The sequence below is a fragment of the Gracilibacillus sp. D59 genome, assembly GCF_052246695.1.
In the GTDB taxonomy this organism is placed as follows: domain Bacteria; phylum Bacillota; class Bacilli; order Bacillales; family Amphibacillaceae; genus Gracilibacillus.
On sequence record NZ_JBQQCK010000011.1, the window covers coordinates 25,283 to 44,840 of the forward strand.

17 protein-coding genes, 1 pseudogene and 1 other annotated feature are annotated in these 19,558 nt (G+C 36.5%); of the genes and pseudogenes, 7 read left to right on the forward strand and 11 right to left on the reverse strand.

Annotated features, from left to right (window positions below; translation table 11 throughout):
* The first annotated feature begins 48 nt into the window (after positions 1-48).
* Both motP and motS read left to right on the forward strand, forming a co-directional pair.
* Entirely contained in the window at positions 49-876 is an 828-nt protein-coding gene (gene motP, locus ACTWP4_RS16860) for a flagellar motor protein MotP (protein ID WP_443129956.1), read from the forward strand.
* Positions 866-1,669, forward strand: a complete 804-nt coding sequence (motS, locus tag ACTWP4_RS16865; RefSeq protein WP_443129957.1) for a flagellar motor protein MotS — start codon at positions 866-868, stop codon at positions 1,667-1,669. Before motP ends, motS begins: the two co-directional genes overlap by 11 nt.
* 115 nt (positions 1,670-1,784) lie before the next feature.
* On the opposite strand, the gene ACTWP4_RS16870 is transcribed toward motS, so the two are convergent.
* From ACTWP4_RS16870 to ACTWP4_RS16890, 5 genes are all read right to left on the reverse strand, one after another.
* Positions 1,785-2,183: a hypothetical protein gene (locus ACTWP4_RS16870; RefSeq protein WP_443129958.1), complete on the reverse strand. Its 399-nt coding sequence runs from the start codon at positions 2,181-2,183 to the stop codon at positions 1,785-1,787.
* A gap of 129 nt (positions 2,184-2,312) precedes the next feature.
* Positions 2,313-3,473, reverse strand: coding sequence for an acetoin utilization protein AcuC (locus ACTWP4_RS16875; protein ID WP_443129959.1), 1,161 nt, complete (start codon positions 3,471-3,473; stop codon positions 2,313-2,315).
* The gene (locus ACTWP4_RS16880; protein WP_443129960.1) at positions 3,463-4,113 is read right to left on the reverse strand and encodes a CBS and ACT domain-containing protein; all 651 of its coding nucleotides are present in this window, start codon (positions 4,111-4,113) and stop codon (positions 3,463-3,465) included. The genes ACTWP4_RS16875 and ACTWP4_RS16880 overlap by 11 nt, the downstream gene beginning before the upstream one ends.
* Positions 4,114-4,124: 11 nt before the next feature.
* Positions 4,125-4,745, reverse strand: a complete 621-nt coding sequence (locus ACTWP4_RS16885; protein WP_443129961.1) for a GNAT family N-acetyltransferase — start codon at positions 4,743-4,745, stop codon at positions 4,125-4,127.
* A 111-nt stretch (positions 4,746-4,856) separates the two neighbouring features.
* Positions 4,857-7,853, reverse strand: a complete 2,997-nt coding sequence (locus tag ACTWP4_RS16890; RefSeq protein WP_443129962.1) for a transglycosylase domain-containing protein — start codon at positions 7,851-7,853, stop codon at positions 4,857-4,859.
* A gap of 127 nt (positions 7,854-7,980) precedes the next feature.
* Positions 7,981-8,189: a binding site (T-box leader), on the forward strand.
* 77 nt (positions 8,190-8,266) lie between these two features.
* On the opposite strand from ACTWP4_RS16890, the gene tyrS reads away from it, so the two are divergent.
* On the forward strand, positions 8,267-9,538 hold the full coding sequence (tyrS, locus tag ACTWP4_RS16895; RefSeq protein WP_443129963.1) for a tyrosine--tRNA ligase: 1,272 nt from the start codon (positions 8,267-8,269) through the stop codon (positions 9,536-9,538).
* 761 nt (positions 9,539-10,299) lie between these two features.
* Here the strand turns inward: tyrS and ACTWP4_RS16900 are convergent.
* From ACTWP4_RS16900 to ACTWP4_RS16915, 4 genes and pseudogenes are all read right to left on the reverse strand, one after another.
* Positions 10,300-10,782, reverse strand: a pseudogene (locus ACTWP4_RS16900) (IS110 family transposase); the annotation flags it as partial.
* A gap of 385 nt (positions 10,783-11,167) precedes the next feature.
* Entirely contained in the window at positions 11,168-11,266 is a 99-nt protein-coding gene (gene cydS, locus ACTWP4_RS16905; RefSeq protein ID WP_443129964.1) for a cytochrome bd oxidase small subunit CydS, read from the reverse strand.
* Between the two features lie 71 nt (positions 11,267-11,337).
* Positions 11,338-12,354, reverse strand: coding sequence for a cytochrome d ubiquinol oxidase subunit II (locus ACTWP4_RS16910; protein WP_443129965.1), 1,017 nt, complete (start codon positions 12,352-12,354; stop codon positions 11,338-11,340).
* Between the two features lie 5 nt (positions 12,355-12,359).
* A complete protein-coding gene (locus ACTWP4_RS16915) occupies positions 12,360-13,697 on the reverse strand; it encodes a cytochrome ubiquinol oxidase subunit I (protein WP_443129966.1) in 1,338 nt (445 codons plus the stop codon).
* Positions 13,698-13,946: 249 nt separating this feature from the next.
* Between ACTWP4_RS16915 and ACTWP4_RS16920 the strand changes: the two genes are divergently transcribed.
* Positions 13,947-14,402, forward strand: a complete 456-nt coding sequence (locus ACTWP4_RS16920; protein ID WP_443129967.1) for a CoxG family protein — start codon at positions 13,947-13,949, stop codon at positions 14,400-14,402.
* Between the two features lie 114 nt (positions 14,403-14,516).
* On the forward strand, positions 14,517-15,941 hold the full coding sequence (locus tag ACTWP4_RS16925; protein WP_443129968.1) for an alanine/glycine:cation symporter family protein: 1,425 nt from the start codon (positions 14,517-14,519) through the stop codon (positions 15,939-15,941).
* 612 nt (positions 15,942-16,553) lie between these two features.
* On the opposite strand, the gene ACTWP4_RS16930 is transcribed toward ACTWP4_RS16925, so the two are convergent.
* A complete protein-coding gene (locus tag ACTWP4_RS16930; RefSeq protein WP_443129969.1) occupies positions 16,554-16,841 on the reverse strand; it encodes a hypothetical protein in 288 nt (95 codons plus the stop codon).
* A gap of 170 nt (positions 16,842-17,011) precedes the next feature.
* On the opposite strand from ACTWP4_RS16930, the gene ACTWP4_RS16935 reads away from it, so the two are divergent.
* Both ACTWP4_RS16935 and ACTWP4_RS16940 read left to right on the forward strand, forming a co-directional pair.
* A complete protein-coding gene (locus ACTWP4_RS16935; protein ID WP_443129970.1) occupies positions 17,012-18,007 on the forward strand; it encodes a glutaminase in 996 nt (331 codons plus the stop codon).
* Between the two features lie 304 nt (positions 18,008-18,311).
* Complete coding sequence (locus ACTWP4_RS16940; RefSeq protein WP_443129971.1) at positions 18,312-18,515, forward strand: VOC family protein; 204 nt, start codon at positions 18,312-18,314, stop codon at positions 18,513-18,515.
* Positions 18,516-18,895: 380 nt separating this feature from the next.
* Here the strand turns inward: ACTWP4_RS16940 and rpsD are convergent, their stop codons facing one another.
* A complete protein-coding gene (gene rpsD, locus ACTWP4_RS16945; protein WP_443129972.1) occupies positions 18,896-19,498 on the reverse strand; it encodes a 30S ribosomal protein S4 in 603 nt (200 codons plus the stop codon).
* Between the last annotated feature and the right edge of the window lie 60 nt (positions 19,499-19,558).

Here is a 19,558-nt window from a genome sequence, read left to right on the forward strand (position 1 = left end):
CATCCTGGCATTTTATTTTTAGAGCTTTTTTACTGGGGAGAGAATACTATGAACAAAAGAGATTTATTGACTCCAATCGGCATTACCGTTGGTTTTATAATGATTATGTTTGGGATCGTTAGTAGTGGTGGTATGGGAGGATTTGTAGGTTTTGTGCAAGGATCCTCTGCCTTGATCGTACTTGGTGGACTAATAGCCGCACTTCTAGTGAATTTTAATATTGAACAAATAAAAACAACAAAAAATGTAATACAAGAAGTATTTAAACGAAATGAACATGATTTAGCTGAACTTATTGAGTTATTTGAGAGATTATCTGAAAGAGCTAGACGGGAAGGTTTATTAGCTCTCGAGAACGAGTTAGAAGAGGTTAATGACCCATATATTAAAAAAGGTGTATTGTTAGCCATTGATGGGATAGAGCCGGAAGTAATTAATGATATTATGAATGCAGAAATCGACGCAATGGAAGATCGCCATTATCGTGGTCGTTTAATAATTGAAAAAGCTGGTGAATACGCTCCATCCTGGGGGATGATTGGTACTTTAATAGGTTTAATTCTGATGTTGCAGAATTTACAGGATCCAACTACGCTTGGTCCTAGTATGGCTGTGGCTTTACTGACAACTTTTTATGGATCTGTATTAGCGAACTTAGTGTTTACTCCGATGGCTGGTAAATTAGAAACGAAAACTAATGAAGAAGTCTTTATGAAGCAAGTTATTATAGAAGGTGTAATTGGTGTACAATCTGGACAAAATCCTAGAATATTGAAAGAAAAACTTAGCGCATTTCTATCTAATAAAGAAAAGAATAATAAGAAAGTAACAGAAGAAGAGGAGAATTTTACGGAGGAATCCTTCAATGAAGCGTAGGAACAAACGTCCAGAGAAAAAAGGTGCACCAAAATGGATGGTTACTTATTCGGATATGGTAACATTGATTTTAGTATTTTTTGTCTTACTATTTTCAATGTCTCAAATTGATGCGAAAAAGTTTAGGGCGATCGCGGAAGCTTTTAGAAGTGAAACCATATTTGAAGCAATGCCATCAATTATCGAAGAAGAATTTCCAACAGAAAATGTAGAAGTACAAAAAGAAGCAGAAAATCATGATAAATCTGAAGACACTGCTTCTCCTGAAGACCAGGCAGGACAAGAACAGACTGAACCAGAACTGAATACAGTAGAAGGTACCCCTGATCAAGATGAACTGGATGAGTTGTTGGCTGAAGTGGAATCTTATTTGAATGAGCATGATTTAAATCGGGTTATTTCTGCTACTAGAACTGATCAAGGTGTTGTACTGGTTTTACAGGAAAGTGTTCTTTTTGAAACAGGAGAAGCTCAAATTCTTGATCCAGCAAAGCCTTTTTTGAATAAAGTTAGTGCCTTATTATCTAATATTCCGAATGAAGTCAGGGTAGAGGGACATACAGATAATCGCCCCATTTCAAGCTATCGATATCCTTCTAATTGGGAATTATCAGGTGCTCGAGCAAGTAGTGTTATTCGATTTCTGATAAACTCAAATGATTTTAAGGAATCTCGTTTTATTGCTGCTGGATATGGTGATACAAGACCAGTAGCATCAAATGATAGTGCTGAAGGATGGAGTGCCAATCGGAGAGTGGAGATTGTGATACTAGATTCTTCGGAAGAGACGTAAGGATAATATTGACGTGTTACAGTAAATTAAGAAGAAAAAGGCTTTGGAACATCAATCTAGACCAAGCCTTTTCTATATTTTGGTATGTTTGATTAATATAAAGCCCATCATTGCTTTAATTATCGAACAAACTCTCTAAATAATTATAATCAATGGAATTATCTTTCGCTGTGTAGAAAAAACCTTTATATCTTATTACTTCATTTGAATTAACAATTAGTTCATCAATGGCTTTTCCATTATCATTGTAAATGGTTGTTCTAAAACTATAACCTGTATATCCAAAAGAAGGTTTGCCTTTTTGAAATGTCACATCACTTAAATTGTTAATGATATATTCTATTTCTGTTTGATCAATAATTTCTAATTCGGATCCTGTATTACCATTAAAAACGGTTATTTTGGATACATTTGAAGGCTCCCAATTCACAACTTTATAGGGTATATATGTAAGTCCAAATATAAGAAGTACTAATAACGGTATTATCACTACAATAAGTAGTCGTTTTTTCAAAATATCCCCCTCCGCTCGTTAGTTACATTCTGTGACTAGACCTTTAAGTTCCTCAGCGGTTTGTAATCTCACCCTGATATATTTCTATACGTTAAAGATTTATGTATCATGTTAACCAGCTTAGTGAAACTATCCTCTTCTCTTGTTCTCAATGAATTTCAGTACTTGTTGATACATACGTCTATTATTTTCTTCAATCTCTTCACGTCTAGGAATTGCTCGATAATCTTGTAAACTATCTTGCCATGTATTAGGTAAAAGAATAGGGGATTCTGTCTGCCATTTATCCAACCAACTTTGCGGGATCATTCCGTGAAATGTCTCATTTGTATTCATTACTTTCCATAATTGTGACCAGGCTCTTGGGACAACTCTCCAAATATCATAGCCTCCACCGCCTAATGCCACCCATTTTCCTTGGCAATATTGATGGGCAAGTTGATGAATAATTCTAGGCATTTCTTCGAAGATGTCTAGGGTGCAATGTAAATGGGTAAGAGGGTCAAGGTAATGTGCATCGACCCCATGCTGGCTCACAATAACATCTGGTTGAAAGTACTCGACGATTTTTTCGATAGACGAATGAAATACTTCGAGAAATGAATCATCTTCTGTAAAAGCATCCAAAGGAAAGTTAAAAGAATAACCAAAGCCTTCTTTTATCCCACGCTCATTTGTTTTCCCTGTTCCTGGATATAAATATCGACCTGTTTCATGAAAGGATACCGTGCATACATTTGGATCATCATAAAAACAATGCTGTACTCCATCCCCGTGATGTGCATCTGTATCAATATATAATATTCTGACATCATAGTTTTTCCTCATATGTTGAATAGCAATGGCTATGTCATTAAAGATACAAAAACCAGAGGCACGGTTGGGAAATCCGTGATGAAGTCCACCACCTAGACTTAATGCATGGTTTACGTTACCTGCCATTACTTGTTCACATGCTTCGACAGATCCACTTACTGAAATAAGTGATGCATCAAACATACCTGCAAAACTAGGAGTATCATGTGTTCCTATCCCATAGCTTTCATTGGAGACAGGGTGATTTTTACTCGCTGTTTTTACTGCCTCAATATAGTCAATATCATGTATAGAGTACAAGACCTTTTCATTCAGTTTTGCCGGTTTTACAATTTGTTCTTTTGTTAATTCATTGCTTTTTTCTAATAGCTCTTTTGTTAACAGAAGTCTTTTTTGATTAAAAGGATGTTCTTCATGGAAGGAATAAGCCAGGAAGTCATCTGTATAAATAAAAGCTGTCTTATCAGATTTCATCTTGGTCCTCCCTATATGGATATAGTATTTGATATTCCGATTGCTGGAAATCTGTAACAACCGGCATAGGATTCATCGTTTGAATACGAAAAACGAGTACTTTAAAATTTGGATCATCAGTATCCGGATAACTGTAAACGGATACAATTTTAATATTTCTCTTGGTGAAATATTGGCATACATCTGATAATACTCCTATCCGATCAGGTACTTTGATCTCAAGCTGAGTGCTCGGTGAGTGAGTACCTGTTAGTTGAATAAAGGCATATAACATATCTTTTTCGGTAATCATGCCAACCAACTGATGGTTTTTAACTACAGGTAAACACGCAAATTCCTTTTGATAGAAAATAGCAGCTACCTCTTCAAAAAATTCATATGGATGTGTAGTAATGACAGGTGTAGACATAATGTCTTTAATGGAGCTTGATAGTACTTCTAGCTTTATTTCACTATCTAAGATCGAAGGACTAGCATCGCGTACATCACGATCTGAAACGATGCCAATGACATGCTTATCTTTATTAATAACAGGTATATGCCGGATACAGTGTTTTTGTAATAACTGTAATGCATCTGACACCGATGCTTCAGGTGGTAAAGAAACTACTTCTGTTTTCATAATATCTTTTACTAACATTTGCCCACTCCTTAAGTAAGAAATCTTAGCTTTTTAAATAATTCTTCATCTTCTTTCGTGACATTTTTGCCGATCCGAACCATTAAACAATTGGCAGGATGCGCCATTATTTCAGGTTCATTGGTAGGTGCAGGATACAGATTGCCGGCTTTCATCATTTTCTCCATGATTTTTCGATAGTCCCAAACACTTAATTCAGAATAGTTTAAATCCCAATGCCAGTAGTACTCAGTTGAAATAATAATATAGTTCTCCATATTCTCATCATTCATAGAAGTTTCAATTAAGCGGGAACCGAGCTTATTCCCCCGGAATTGTGGTGCAATTTCAATAGCTCCCAATTCTAATATATTTTCTTTTGGATACTTTGACCATCTTTCAATAGGGTCAGGGTGAAGGAACGTAACATAGCCTATAATTTCTTGGTTTACTGTAGCTATTAAGATTCTACCTTCTGGTAAATTAGCTATTTCTTTTAATGCTTCTAACTGTTCATTTGGAGGGCGAAAAGCTGTCAATGATTCATGGATCGTTAATTCTGAAAGTTTTTCAGACGATACAGGTCCTTCGATATGAATACGTGTGGCTTTGGTGTCAATGATTAATGCCTGGTAGAGTTTTTCGTGTATCAAAAGTTATATCACCCCTAGTACATCCATTTATTTTATTATAACGTAGAACTATCTTGGTGAACAGTAAATAAAAAGGACTCTTATCCTCAGCGAATAAGAGTCCTTTTACATTTATTCATTAGCATTTTCGGGTTCTGTCTCTGGTGCTTCTGATTCGTTTTCAGGTTTTGGTTCGGAAGTGTCACTGGTATTTTCAGTTGGTTTTTTATTGTCGCTACCAGATTCAGGAGTTTCATTCTCCGAACCGCTGTTATTTTGCTTTTTCTTAGGTTTTTTTTCTTCCGGCTTCGTTTTCGGTTCTGGTTTGGAGAAATCTCCTTTTTTTACTACATTACTTGGTTTTGATTCTTGTCCAAAGTAATCCACGGCTCTAACTTGGTAAACAGCATCGCTTCCTGGAATAGTAAACGATGTGTCGGTAGTAGAGCCCATCCGTTGGAAATTCTTATCATCAGGATTACTTGCTCGATAAATCCGATAACCTACTACATCAGAACTGTTTGATTTTTTCCAATTCAGTTCCTGATTATTCAGTTTTAAAGAAGTAGGTGGATTTGGCGCCTTTCCATCATTATTCACTTCTTTTTCATTTGGATATTTAATATCTTGCCATACACCTGATTTTGCAGCTGTAAGTTGCTTAATATTTGGTAATTTATCATAACCCATTTCCTTTAACCATTCCGGATTAAAACTTACGCCATCTCCATCTATAAATTCATCTGGTGAATTTTCACCTGCAAGTACCACCTTACCATCAATTGTTGCATATTTTTCTTTGATAAGACTGTTATCTCGTTTAGTTGGTACGTATTTTGCATTATAGATATCAGTTTGGACTAATCCCATCTCGCTACATATATCAGAAGGTAGAAGACCAGACGTAGCACAATAAGATCTTGAAACAATACCACCAGGACTCTCAAAATTATTAGAAGGTGCCATTAATTTAGGACGAATCTCGGTTGCAGCATTTACTAATTTAGCCCAGAACGTATTGTTACGTCTACTATAGCCTTTATCTAGACCTTGATTGTAGTCATATCCCATCCAACTTCCTAACGTAACATTTGGATTAGTTCCGACAAACCAAGTATCTCGATAGCCATTTGAAGTACCAGTTTTTCCTGCCCAATCTACACTTTTGTTTACGAGGTTAGCTCTTGCTGCTGTTCCCGTACCACGTGTCAGAACATCTCGCATCATATCGATCATTAGGTAGCTAGTCTGAGGACTGAATACTTCTACTTTTTTGCTTTCGTGTTCATAAACAACTTCTCCATCTTTTGTTTCGATTTTTTCAATCATGTAACCATCGACGAAACTACCCATGTTACCAAAAGTAGCGTAAGCATTCGTGTTTTCTTCGACTGTTACACCATTATAGGTACTACCTAGAGTTAACGATAAGTTTTCGTAATCACTATGATTTGGATCATCTGTTAAACCATCAAATCCCATTTTGTCTAAGAACATTTTGGCTGGATTTTGATCCAAAATTCTTTTGTACACCGCTAAAGCTGATACGTTGTGAGATCTATAGAGTGCTTCTCTTGCAGATACAAGTCCATAATACCGCTGTGAATAATTTGTTGGTGGTCTCTTATACCCGTAACTAGAAAAATCCTGAGCAACATCTGGTAGGACGGATCCTGGTTGAACAGCTCCTAATTCCATTCCTGGTGCATAAGCTGCAAGAGGCTTCATTGTACTACCATTATGTCTTCTAACTTCTGTCGCATGATTTTGCTGTGAAATTTCAAAGTCGCGTCCACCGACAAAACTTAAAATTTTTCCAGTACTATTCTCGATTAGGATACTACCTACTTGAACAGGTTGGTTACCTAACTGTACCATTTCACCTGTTTCAGGATCCTCTATCATAATAGGTTGATTATTTCTTTCGTTTCTAGCTAGCTTATCATTTCCATAGTTGTCATACTCACGAGCAATTTTCTGGAATGAATCATATATTTTTTTATCGATTGTAGAATGAATTTTATAACCATTTTTTCCAATTTCCCTGTTTGCTCTAATTTCGTATTCCTCTTGTAAAATTTCACTAGATTCTAAATCTTCTTTTGTATAACCGTCTTGTTTAGCAAGAACTTCAACTAAAATATCAACTGCTCTATTTTGTAGTTCTTCCATTAAATATGGATAGTTTTTAAGTACAGATTCCTCAGGTTCTTTAAAATCTGCTACTATGTCGTACTCCATTGCTTCTTGATATTCTTTTTTATTGATATACCCAGCGTCTAGCATTCTACTTAAGACAGAATGCATCCGATCTAGACCAGGCTCTAGGCCTTCTTTATCTTTTATTCCTCCACCATTTAGAAATGGCGTATAATAAGAGGGGCTTTGTGGTAAACCAGCAATAAAAGCAGATTGTGCAAGATTTAATTCACTAGCATTAACCCCAAAAATACCGGTAGCCGCTGTTTGGATTCCTGCTATATTTTGACCGGAAGCGTTTCGACCAAAAGGCACAATGTTTAAATATGCTTCTAATATTTCATCTTTTTCGAAAAAGCGTTCCAATCGCATAGCTAATAGCATTTCTTTTGCTTTTCGCTCAAAGGATACTTCGTTCGTTAAAATTTGATTTTTAATAATTTGTTGTGTTAATGTACTTCCACCACTCTTAGTAGCGGAGTTCGTTACTTCTTGAAAAACCGCACGAAAAATCGCTTTAGGTACGATACCATTATGTGTTTCAAAATATTCATCTTCGGTCGCAATTACAGCATTTCGTACATGTTTACTAACTTTATCCAATGAAATTTCATCTCGTAACAAATCGGTGCTAACGTCAGATAGAAACACATTATCCGCAAAATATAACTCTGAAGTTTCCTCATAGTTATAGATTGCACTAGCCATTTGTTCTTCCGTTTGGATTTTTTCGTCAGCAACTAATGAGGCAAAGTAACCTGCACCAAGACCACCAACGAAAAAGCCTCCAATAATACCAATCGTAATAAAGAATAAAACGATATTCCAAATGATATGATAGCTAATTCTTGTAGATCTTTGAATAATTTTTTTATTCCAAATTTCTTTCATAGATTGCCACATATTATGAAAAAAATCTTTTATATCCATAATATTACCTCCTAAATATTCCACTACATATTATAGCACAGCCGTCAAACAGTTTTGATATAAATTCACGAAAAAAATATTGCAATTATATTACAAATATGCTTTAATGATATAACAATTAAACATCCATAAAACAATGAAGGTTTGAAGTAGTGGAAGATTCCCTTTTTTAGAGAGTTGGCGGTTGGTGAAAGCTAGCAAATAATCTTACCATGAATTACGTTCCAGAGTTTCTTCATGTTGAATGAAGACGGTGTGGTCTGCATCGTTAATTCCTTAAGTGGCATTTCGCTTGAAGTGCAACAAGGGTGGTACCGCGAATATCTCGTCCCTTTTTTATGAGGGAGGAGTTTTTTTATGGATTTTTTTCTTCGTTACAGAATCAAATATTCTATAAAAGGAGTGTTATTAAAATGCACATTTTAGACGAACTTTCCAAGAGAGACCTGATTCAACAGACAACCGATGATGAAGGATTGAGAAAACATTTAGATGAAAATCTAGTTACACTTTACTGTGGTTTTGATCCGACGGCAGACAGTCTACATATTGGGCATCTATTACCGATATTAATGCTGAAAAGATTTCAAAATGCTGGTCATCGTCCTATCGCTTTAATTGGTGGTGGAACAGGTTTGATTGGTGATCCGAGTGGTCGTTCTACAGAAAGATCTTTAAATAGTCCAGAAGTAGTGAAGGGCTTCAGTGAGAAAATCAAAGAACAATTAGCAAGTATTTTAAACTTTGACCAAGGAGAAAACAGTGCGGTAGCTCGAAACAATTATGAATGGCTATCGTCAATGACGTTTATTGAATTTTTGCGTGATATTGGTAAACATTTCAGTATCAACTATATGTTAGCGAAAGACTCTGTAGAATCAAGACTCGAGAATGGTATCACCTTTACAGAATTCAGTTACATGATGTTGCAATCGTTCGACTTTCTTAATCTCTATGAGAAAGAAAATTGCACACTTCAAATTGGTGGTAGTGATCAATGGGGGAACATTACTGCGGGCAAGGAATTAATCCGCCGTAAACGGTTTGAAAACGACGAAGAAGAGGCAGAAGTATTCGGTTTAACGGTACCACTGATCACAAAGAGTGATGGTACAAAATTCGGAAAAACTGCTGGTGGAGCGGTATGGCTGGATTCAAAGAAAACTACACCATATGAATTTTACCAATTCTGGATTAATACGGATGACCGTGATGTGATTCGTTTCATTAAATACTTCACATTTATCGGCTTTGATGAAATTGAAGCTTTAGAGAAAGATTTGGAAGATGCACCAGAGAAACGTATTCCTCATAAACGTTTAGCAGAGGAAATGACGAAACTTGTTCACGGGGAAGAAGCGTTACAACAAGCACAGAAAATTACAGACGCATTATTTAGCGGTGAATTAGCAAGCTTGAATGCGGAGGAGATTGAGCAAGGCTTTAAAGACGTTCCTTCTGTCTCCATCGAGAATAAAGAAATTAGTTTAATTGATTTATTAGTGGAAGCCAATATTTCTTCTTCCAAACGTCAGGCGCGGGAAGATATTAAGAACGGTGCCATTTACATTAATGGTACAAGAAATCAAGAGTTAACACATCAATTAACTGATGAAGACCGCATTGAGGATAAATTTACGATTATTAGAAGAGGAAAGAAAAAATACTTTTTAATTCGATTTTAATATTAAGATGTAGCAGAAACCAGGCAAATACAGCCTGGTTTTTTTGTAAGGAAGGAAAGTATATAACCATTGGTATCATAGCATTTTGTATCCTACGTTTAAAAAGTGTAATAAATAAAGATTTAGTTGATTAGTCATGTTGTTTATGATGAAAGTTAAAGTGTGCAAGCCACCCGCTACGGCTGACCGTTTCGCTTTCCAAGGGGCATGCTCTTCAGCTAACTTTTGCAGGAGGAGTTCGCTCCTGCAAAAGTGGATCTTCAGATCATGCTATTCCCTTAGGAGTCGAAACGGTCGGCCTCCGCTATACCTTTTTCTACAACGAATATCAGAAAAAGCATATTGGTTTTATAACCATATGAGTGATGCAAATGCCATATTTTTGCACTTTCACAGGGATAATCACCCAAGTTGCTAGGTCTGACAAATGTTGTAGCGCAGGCATTAAACGAAGGCGCCCACTTCAACTCCTGTGGGACTCGTTTGCCCTGAAGATCCACTTTTTTGAGCGTTTTTTGCTCGAAAAAGTTAGCTGAAGGGCAAATCCCACGGAAAGACCAGCTATGGAAAGTCAACCCTAAAAACACTTAAATTAAAAATAATTATTTGTTTAAAAAAAGGCATGCGAAAATACACCTCATGTGAGAGGTGTTTCAAGGGAAAATATGTTCGATTTTTACTTACTTAACGTGTGGCTCATATGGCTTGTGATCTCGTAATATGGCAAAAATAATATGTGTTAGCTTTCTGGCTACGGCTCCTGGGAAGACCTGGTCGAGAAGTGCTATGACCTTTCGTTTGATATCCGAACTTTGATCTACCAGGGAATAACGCAATCTTTCCAAATGCCTTATCTGAAGCAAATCCTCTTCTATAAAAGGTGTTGCATCTGGAGCGTCCATTCGAATAACTTGTGCAATGAGAAAAGCATCACGAGTATCTGTTTTTGTCTTACGTATATAAAAATTTCGCAAAGCATCAGATTGTAACGGATTGAAGGCTGTTACCTTAAAACCAAGTTGGTGAAGATAAGTGAACACAGAGAGCCAATAATGTCCAGTCGCTTCTAAGCCGCAAGCACAATTATCAGGGGTGAGTTGATGTTTGTTTACAAAAGCTAACAACTTGTCACTCCCGGGTTTAGAATTAGAAAAACGAAGCGTTTTTCCAATCGCATTACCTTGCTGGTCAATCACTCCGGCTTCGTGTTCTTTTTTTCCAATATCAATCCCTAAGTAGTACATGTAAACACCACCCATATGATAGATTAATCAGAAAAGAGGAATCCTCCGCATCTTTATAGATATCCATCCTCGTTCGATATTCGACAACATGTGTCATCCAGCTGATACGAATCATTCTATAAAGAAGGAGGCATCAGACTTTCCGACGAAGACTAAGCTTCAAGGGAAGTAACGATACCTCCATCTGATTCCCCCCATTATACAATTTCATGGGGATACCTTAAAATTAAGGTTACCTATATCATACGAGGGGAGTGGGCAGCCGGAGTGGTGGTCAAACGGTCGATATAGGCGGGTTTTGCCCAGTTTTTCTTAAACAATCATAAGATATTACAAAGGCCATGGTTTTGTTTTGTTTAAGGTTAGAAAATCCAGTCAGGGTTCATTATTTTATTTTCATATCTTTTGCGATAAACCAAAACGTAAACATAATACTGACAATAATGATAATAAATGGTGCATAAAAATATAGAAATTCGTTCATCTATTTTACCTCCTAGTTTATTACGATGATCATGCCCCCACTTTAATACGCAGAAGGATTCACGCTAATCATTACTTTATTTTTCCTTCTACATAATCTTTATTGAACAGGAAAAGCCGTAATAATAGCCATAAAGAAGGCAGCAATAAGCAAAGTCCTGCGATAAAGGCAACAATTAAAGCAATAGCCATACCCTCGCTGGTAAAACCTTCTTCTATCGTCAAATAAGGATACAGCAAGTAGGGATAATGAGAGAATCCGTAAGCATAAAAGGCAACTAAAAATTGTCCAGTCAGTAAGAAAAAAGCAAGACCATAAGATTTTTGTCGCCAAATTAAATAGACTGCAGTGATAAACAATATTCCTGAAAGAGCAAACATCCACCATAGATCGAGCATTCTTTGATAATGAATTGGATTATGTGTTCTCAATTCAACAATAATACCAGTAGCAGTAATAATAGCAGGTCCTGCCCAGATTAATGCATATTTCCGCAATAGAGCTGTTGCCGCTTTATCTTTTGCTTTTTTGGCATACCAGGTTAAAAAAACAGCAGAAATATAGAGAACAGAAGTTAAACTTAAGATCACGATACTCCATGTTAAAGGGCTTGAAAACAAGGCAGTATATTGTAAAGAAAGTTTATTATTACTTTCTTCAATAAAACCACCTTCAGAGATGGTTAATACGACCGAGAGTGATGCTGGAATTAATAAGCCAGAAAAACCATATAAGTAAGTCCAAACATTACTCCTTAATTTCCCATAAGTAGTGAAGGCATAATAACCACCTCGAATCGCTAACAAAATTAGGGATAGACTGGCAGGAACTAATAATACTGTTCCATAATAAAAAGCAGTACTAGGAAAGAATCCTACAATTCCGACAAAGAAAAAGACAAGAAAGACATTGGTGACCTCCCAAACTGGTGAAAGGTAACGTTGTACAATTTTACTAATGATATGATTTTTTTTGGTTAAGACACTGTATGCATGAAAGAATCCCGCTCCAAAATCGATAGAGGCAACGATTATATATCCAAATAAAAATAGCCAAAGCACAACAATTCCAACGATTTCATAGGACACATAATTCACCTTCCATTCCTTTGTTGATCCAATAGTTCTCGCTCTACTGGATTGTTTTGAAACATTCGGGTTAATACAATAATACTTGCTAATCCAAGTACTACATATAAGCCAATAAAGAGCAAAAGCATTAAATCAACATGGTTACTGGTTGTCGCGGCATTTTCTGTACGTAAAATGCCACGCAATACCCATGGTTGCCTGCCAACTTCTGCTAACCACCAACCAGCTTCAATAGCAATGATGGTTAATGGACCTGTGCTTACGATCAACCATAGAAAGGTCCTGTTGTTTATAAAGCTTTTTTTCAATGCATGACCAACAAGGTAAAATAGTGCGATCATGGTTGCAAATAAGCCGATGATCACCATTATGTTAAACAAATAATGGATGTAGAGAGGTGGGATTTCGTCTTCAGCGAATTGGTCTAATCCAATAACCTCTGCATTCGGATTTCCATGAGCAAGAATACTTAATGCATAAGGAACTTCAATGGAAAATTTAATCTCTTCTCCATTGGTTAAAACTCCGAACAATGTCAGTGATGCCTGTTCTTCTGTTTCAAAGTGCCATTCCATTGCCGCAAGCTTTTCTGGTTGATATTCTGCCAAGTATTTACCAGCAAAATCTCCAATTACAGCAGAAGCAATCGAGAATACTAGTCCAACTTTCATCGTAAGTAAAAGAGCTTTTTTGTGATAAACATGATTTGACCCTGTTAAGAGACGAAAAGCACCAATCGCAGCTAATACAAATGCTGAAGTCATATATGCTGTCGCAATTACATGAGCAACTTTTGTCGGCATGGCAGGATTAAACATGGCGACGAGCGGCTCAACATTAATGAGATTGCCATTCATTAATTCAAATCCTTGCGGTGCATTCATAAAGGCATTTACCATAGTAATAAAAACCGCAGAAAAAGATGCTCCTATTGCTACTGGGAGTAACAGTAACATATGCTTGCGTTGATCACGAAACCTGTCCCAAGTATATAAATAAATGCCAAGAAAAATGGCCTCAAAGAAGAAGGCGAATGTTTCCATAAATAATGGAAGTGCGATTACATTCCCCGCTAACTCCATAAAGGTTGGCCATAACAAATTAAGCTGCAATCCAATTGCCGTCCCTGTAACTACTCCAACAGCAACCGTAATAATGAAACCTCTTGTCCACCTTCTGGCTAATAAAATGTAGTGCTCATCCTGTTTCTTAATCCCAAGCCACTGTGTTAGGAAGATTAGAAAAGGAATCCCTACACCAATTGTTGCATAAATAATATGGAACGAAAGTGTTAATTCGGTTAATAAACGACTGTAAAATACAGCTTGTGCAGAATCCATTGTCTCTCCCTCTCATCCTGAAAGAATACGCCCTAGTAATGACAAACCGATAACAAAGGCAACAATAAAGGCTAACATAATCAACCAGCGTTCTTGCTTTTTATACATGGTAGGATCCTCCGATTAGCGATAAGCTATTGGTAGTGTATAACACGAAGGGGTGGAGTATTCCTTTTTTACATAAAATCAATGTAAAAATGTGAATGATTACTCAAATATTGACATATGAAATGATAAGGAGGGATTTAAATGCCGAATGGTACACATTTTGTCCGATTAGATTTGCCGATTGAAAAGGTTTGGGATTTTGTCAGCGATATAAACAGGTGGGCTCCGTTAGCACCAGGATATATCGACCATCAGATTATTAATGATCACCAATCGACATGGCATTTCAAAGGTGACGTTGGCAGGATGCAGAAGAAGATAAGGCTAAAAGTAAATATAAAAGAATGGGTAGAGCCAACGAGTGTTCGGTTTGAGTTGAAGGGAATTAGCGAAAATTTAGAAGGAAGCGGGTATTTTCAAGCAGAGAAAATAGCTTCTAAAAAAACGAATGTCACTGGTTGTCTAACCATATCCGCAGGTGGCATGATGGGGCCAATGATAAATAGTATTTTAAAATCGGTCGTACCAAAAACTACAATTGAATTTACAGAGTCTGTGGCCAATCAATTGATGGAAGAAGAAGCTGTTTCGAAGTAATTACATATCCCTCAACCATAAAATGGATGAGGGATTTACTTGTTTTTTTAGAAAAGTTGTATTATATTATTGATTTTGGGGTATAAGTTTTTCATACGAAAGGAGTGGGTCATCATGGATAAAGTAGAATTTATTGCTTCCAAAATAATCGAATGGGGTAATTTGATCCTTTGGGATTATGTACTAATTTACTTATTAATAGGTGCAGGTTTATTCTTTACCCTTCGCTCTAAATTTGTTCAGTTCCGCTTGTTTGGGGATATGTTTAAAGTTATTTCTGAAGAAGCAGTTGAGCAGAGCGGTAAAAAAGGTACGAATGCATTCCAAGCATTTAGTATTTCGATTGCATCGAGAGTAGGGACAGGAAACCTAGCAGGAGTGGCTTTAGCAGTTGCAATAGGTGGACCTGGTGCTGTGTTTTGGATGTGGGTAATCGCCATAATTGGAATGGCAACTGCCTTTATCGAGAGTACGCTTGCTCAAGTTTATAAAGTACCGGATAAAGATGGTTTTAGAGGCGGACCGGCTTATTATATGGAAAAAGCATTAGGACAAAAATGGATGGGAATTTTATTCTCGATATTGATAACCATTACATTTGGTTTTATTTTTAATGCGGTTCAAGCAAATACGATTTCAGCTGCAGTGGAACAAGCGTTTAATATTGATAAATTGTGGACTGGTATTGCTCTCGTTGTGTTAGCAGGATTAATTATTTTTGGCGGTATTAAACGTATTGCTTCGGTTGCTGGAGTAATTGTACCTATCATGGCAATAATCTATATGGTTGTTGGATTTTACGTTGTATTCACGAATATCACCGCTATCCCGGATGTATTTATGCTGATTATAAGAAATGCACTCGGATTAGAAGAAGTCTTCGGTGGTGGCGCCGGTGCTGCAATGATGTATGGTATTCGCCGTGGTCTCTTTTCCAATGAAGGTGGTATGGGTAGTGCACCGAATGCTGCTGCAACTGCAGGGGTCAACCACCCAGTCAAGCAAGGACTTGTACAATCGTTGGCAGTATTTTTTGATACGATCGTCATTTGCAGTTTAACAGCCTTTATTATCATTCTGTATGATAATTTCTATCAAGCATCAGAAGATGGAATTCAGCTGACACAAGTTGCCTTAAGTGCACATGTCGGTGAATGGGCATCGATTTTCTTAGCGATTACGATCTTCTTCTTTGCTTTTAGTTCTGTAATTGGCAACTATTATTATGGTGAAACGAATGTCAGCTTCTTAAATCCGAAGGGAATATGGGTTAATGTCTATCGTGTGGTCGTTTTAGGCATGGTCATGTTCGGTTCACTTGCATCAATCCAGATAGTTTGGGATATGGCAGATCTATTTATGGCAATGATGGCTGTAGTAAACTTAATTGCAATCTTACTGTTAAGTAAAGTTTCCATGGAAGTACTACAAGACTATGTTAAACAGAAAAAACAAGGAAAAGATCCTGACTTCCACTATAAGAATGTAAAAGGTTTAAAGAACATTTCCTGGTGGGGAGTGCAGGATGAGGAGAAATAATTTAACAACTTTAAGGTAGATAAAGTAGTTCGGTTTTAAAGCACCAAACTTTAAATGGTGCTTTAGGACGGACTGCTTTTTTTATTGTAATGGCAATGGAACATGTTAATTAAACGAAATATTAGGTAGGTAAAGAATTTGGATTATGAATTAACATTAAATTGATTGACCCATTTGTTTAATTCTATTTTTGTATTTTTATCAAGTGAATTCAACTTTTTATTGAAATTTTGCTTTGCCCATTCATACAGTTCTTTATCATGGTGATTGACTTGTTCGATAGATTGGATGATGTCTGGAGAAATGTTATCTATCTTAGGTCTGTTTTTTGTTTTATTTTTTCTGTTAATATGATAAATTCCATCCGTACATTTTATTCATGAAAAATAAAGATTCAAGATACAACTCGGTAAACCCTACTAAGTCAAAATGCTTGGTGATGTTCTTTTTCGCTTTTTCTAAATCATCGGGGTCTCCCCCGATAAATAACGAGTCGCGAGATTCACCGTTCTATAACGAATACTACGAATATCGTTATTCTTATAAGGTATATTTTCTATTTTTTCATTTTGCATATATTCCAGAAATTCTTGAAGGGTCATATTATTAATTTTATTGGTATAAGGCGCTTCGTTGATAACTTCTTAAGAAATAAAAAGTAGAAATGACACGGTCAGCCGGGTCCCTTAAAATCGTGAAAAAGCGAATTGGTTGTTGATACTCTTTAAAATATCTGTTGTGCCAAACATGGATAGTATCCTGTTGTCTTCCAAGTAAGTCCCATAAAGTCTTTCCACCTGTTTTCGGTATATGCAAAAACACTGGATGCTTGGAGTTTTTAACTTCCTTATCAAAATGACCATGCTTTTCAGCCTTTCTAATTGATCGTAAAACTCCCACTTATGGAAATTTCACTTTATCATAAGATTTTTACTGTATTATAAACAGTTAACAGAATTATGTGTGGGTCATACGATGGAGCAACCGACAGGGAGTATAATAATTTTACCCTTTTCTCTTTACATGCAACTTTTACGAATGGACAAACTACTTCCAGGTGAGGTGATTTTTTGGTACAAGGAGCTATTAATCAAAATACAAAATTAACAAAAGAGTGGCTGCAAAATTATGTGGATGATTGGGTGAAATTTTATAGTAAACATACGAAAGAAGGGGAAGTTGCTTCCTACATACCACTTTTAAAGCAAGCAAATAAAAGTCACTTAGGGATTACTATTACAGGTATTAACGGTGTTACCATTGAGTCTGGTGATGTTGATATACCTTTTACGATACAGAGTATTTCCAAAGTGTTTACCTTTATTGCAGCATGTATGGAAAGAGGAGTTTCCTATGTGCTGGATCGGGTTGATGTGGAGCCAACTGGAGCGGCTTTTAATTCAATTATGCACCTAGAAATGAAACAGATCAAAAAGCCATTTAATCCATTTGTGAATGCTGGCGCAATTACCGTAACATCGCTATTGCCCGGAAAAACATCTGATGAGAAACTGGAGCCTCTTTTTCGGTTGCTTGAAAATATTTTAGGATACCGTCTTTCATTAAACATGGACATATTTAAGTCGGAAAGTGAAAACTCGATACGAAATCGAGCTATTGGATATTATCTAGTTGAAACTGGCTATCTCGAATCAGAGCTAGAACTGACATTGGAAACATATTTTAAACAATGTTCAATCGAAATTTCACTTAAGGATTTGGCTCATTTAGGTACGATATTAGCAAATGACGGTAAGGATCTAAAAACGGAGAGAGAAATTATTCCAAAACAAGTTGCTCGTTTAGCAAAGGCATTGATGCTGACTTGTGGGATGTATGATGCTTCTGGAAAATTTGCGGCGTATGTTGGAATTCCAGCCAAAAGTGGTGTCTCTGGTGGAATTGTTGCCGTTGCTCCTCCAAGAGCTAGGAACGAGGATCTTCCTTTCATTGAAGGGTGTGGAATTGGGGTCTATGGTCCGGCGCTCGACAAACAAGGTAACAGTATTGCAGGAATTAGACTTCTCCGTCATATAGCAAAGCAATGGGATTTAAGTATATTTTAAAGAATGAGTTCGTATGTATGTGCAGAAGGTGCTAACAAGACAAAATCATTCATCTGTTTGCGATTGTGGTGGTTTAATTGGCGATACGGCAATTAAGTAGATGTGGCGTATGCTTGATATTTTGATCAAGGAAGTATGTAGAATAGTTCGTTAAAAGCGATAAAAGTTGGATTGTGAAAGGTTACACTTAATCTAACTAATAGTATAGTGGAGATATTCAAAAAATAACTTCCAAAAAGAGGATTTTTTGAATTTGAGTAGAATTAATAATGAAGATGAAATTATTTTCAAAGGAGTGGGGGAAATGAGTGAACAAGGACAGAAGTCATTTGTAGAACGGATTGATGCAGTATTTCTTCCAGTGAAAAATCTTAAAGAATCGTTGGTTTGGTATCAGGAAATATTTGGTTTTAAATTACAATATAAAAATAAGAGAATGGGTGGTTTAGCTGTAGCACCAATTGTGGATTTCACCTTGTCGAAATTTCAGTTTTTTTCAACCTATTAATAAATACACTCCTTTTAATTATCTTGTTAACGACATAGAAAAAGTAAGACGTATTCTAATGCAAAAAAATGTAATTGTATCAGATTTTAGAGAGGGAGAACCGAAACGCTTTGATTTGACTGATATAAATGGGAATATGATAAGCGTAATACAATTGTAAATAGTAACCTATTTTATAAAAGCATCTATTAGTTGTTGCTTAGATGAATAAACTATTTCTTTAAGTCAACCGTTAATTCGCCTTCTATCAGGAAGGGTATAGACAATAAAATACGGAGGAACTAAATTTTTTATATAAAAGAAAAGCTCTCAGATCCTTTAAAAAGGGTCTGAGAGCTTTAATGAGTACATAAAATACTCGGTTATACAAAGCAATCTTATTAACGAGAGTAGAACTCAACGATAAGTGCTTCGTTAATTTCTGCTGGTAATTCAGAACGCTCTGGTAAGCGAGTGAAAGTACCTTCTAATTTGTCCGCGTCGAAGGACACGAATTCAGGTGTGAAAGTGTTAGCCTCAATAGCATCAGCAATAATATCTAGCTTTTGAGATTTTTCACGTACACCAATTGTTTGACCAGGTTTTACTTGGTAAGAAGGAATGTCAACGCGACCTCCGTCTACAGTAATGTGACCATGGTTTACTAATTGACGAGCTTGACGACGAGTACGTGCAAGACCTAGACGGTAAACAATGTTATCTAGACGAGATTCAAGAAGGATCATGAAATTCTCACCGTGGATACCTTTCATTGCGCCAGCTGCATCAAATAGATTACGGAATTGACGTTCGTTCACTCCGTACATGAAACGTAGCTTTTGTTTTTCTTGTAATTGTAAACCATATTCAGATAGTTTACGACGTTGATTAGGTCCGTGTTGACCTGGTGCGTAAGGACGTTTGTCTAACTCCTTACCAGTACCTGTTAATGAGATACCAAGACGACGAGACTTTTTCCATACAGAACCTGTATAGCGAGCCATAGTGCATCTTCTCCTTTATATATAAATTTTGCATAAAATAAGACAGTGTGTCCCTATCTC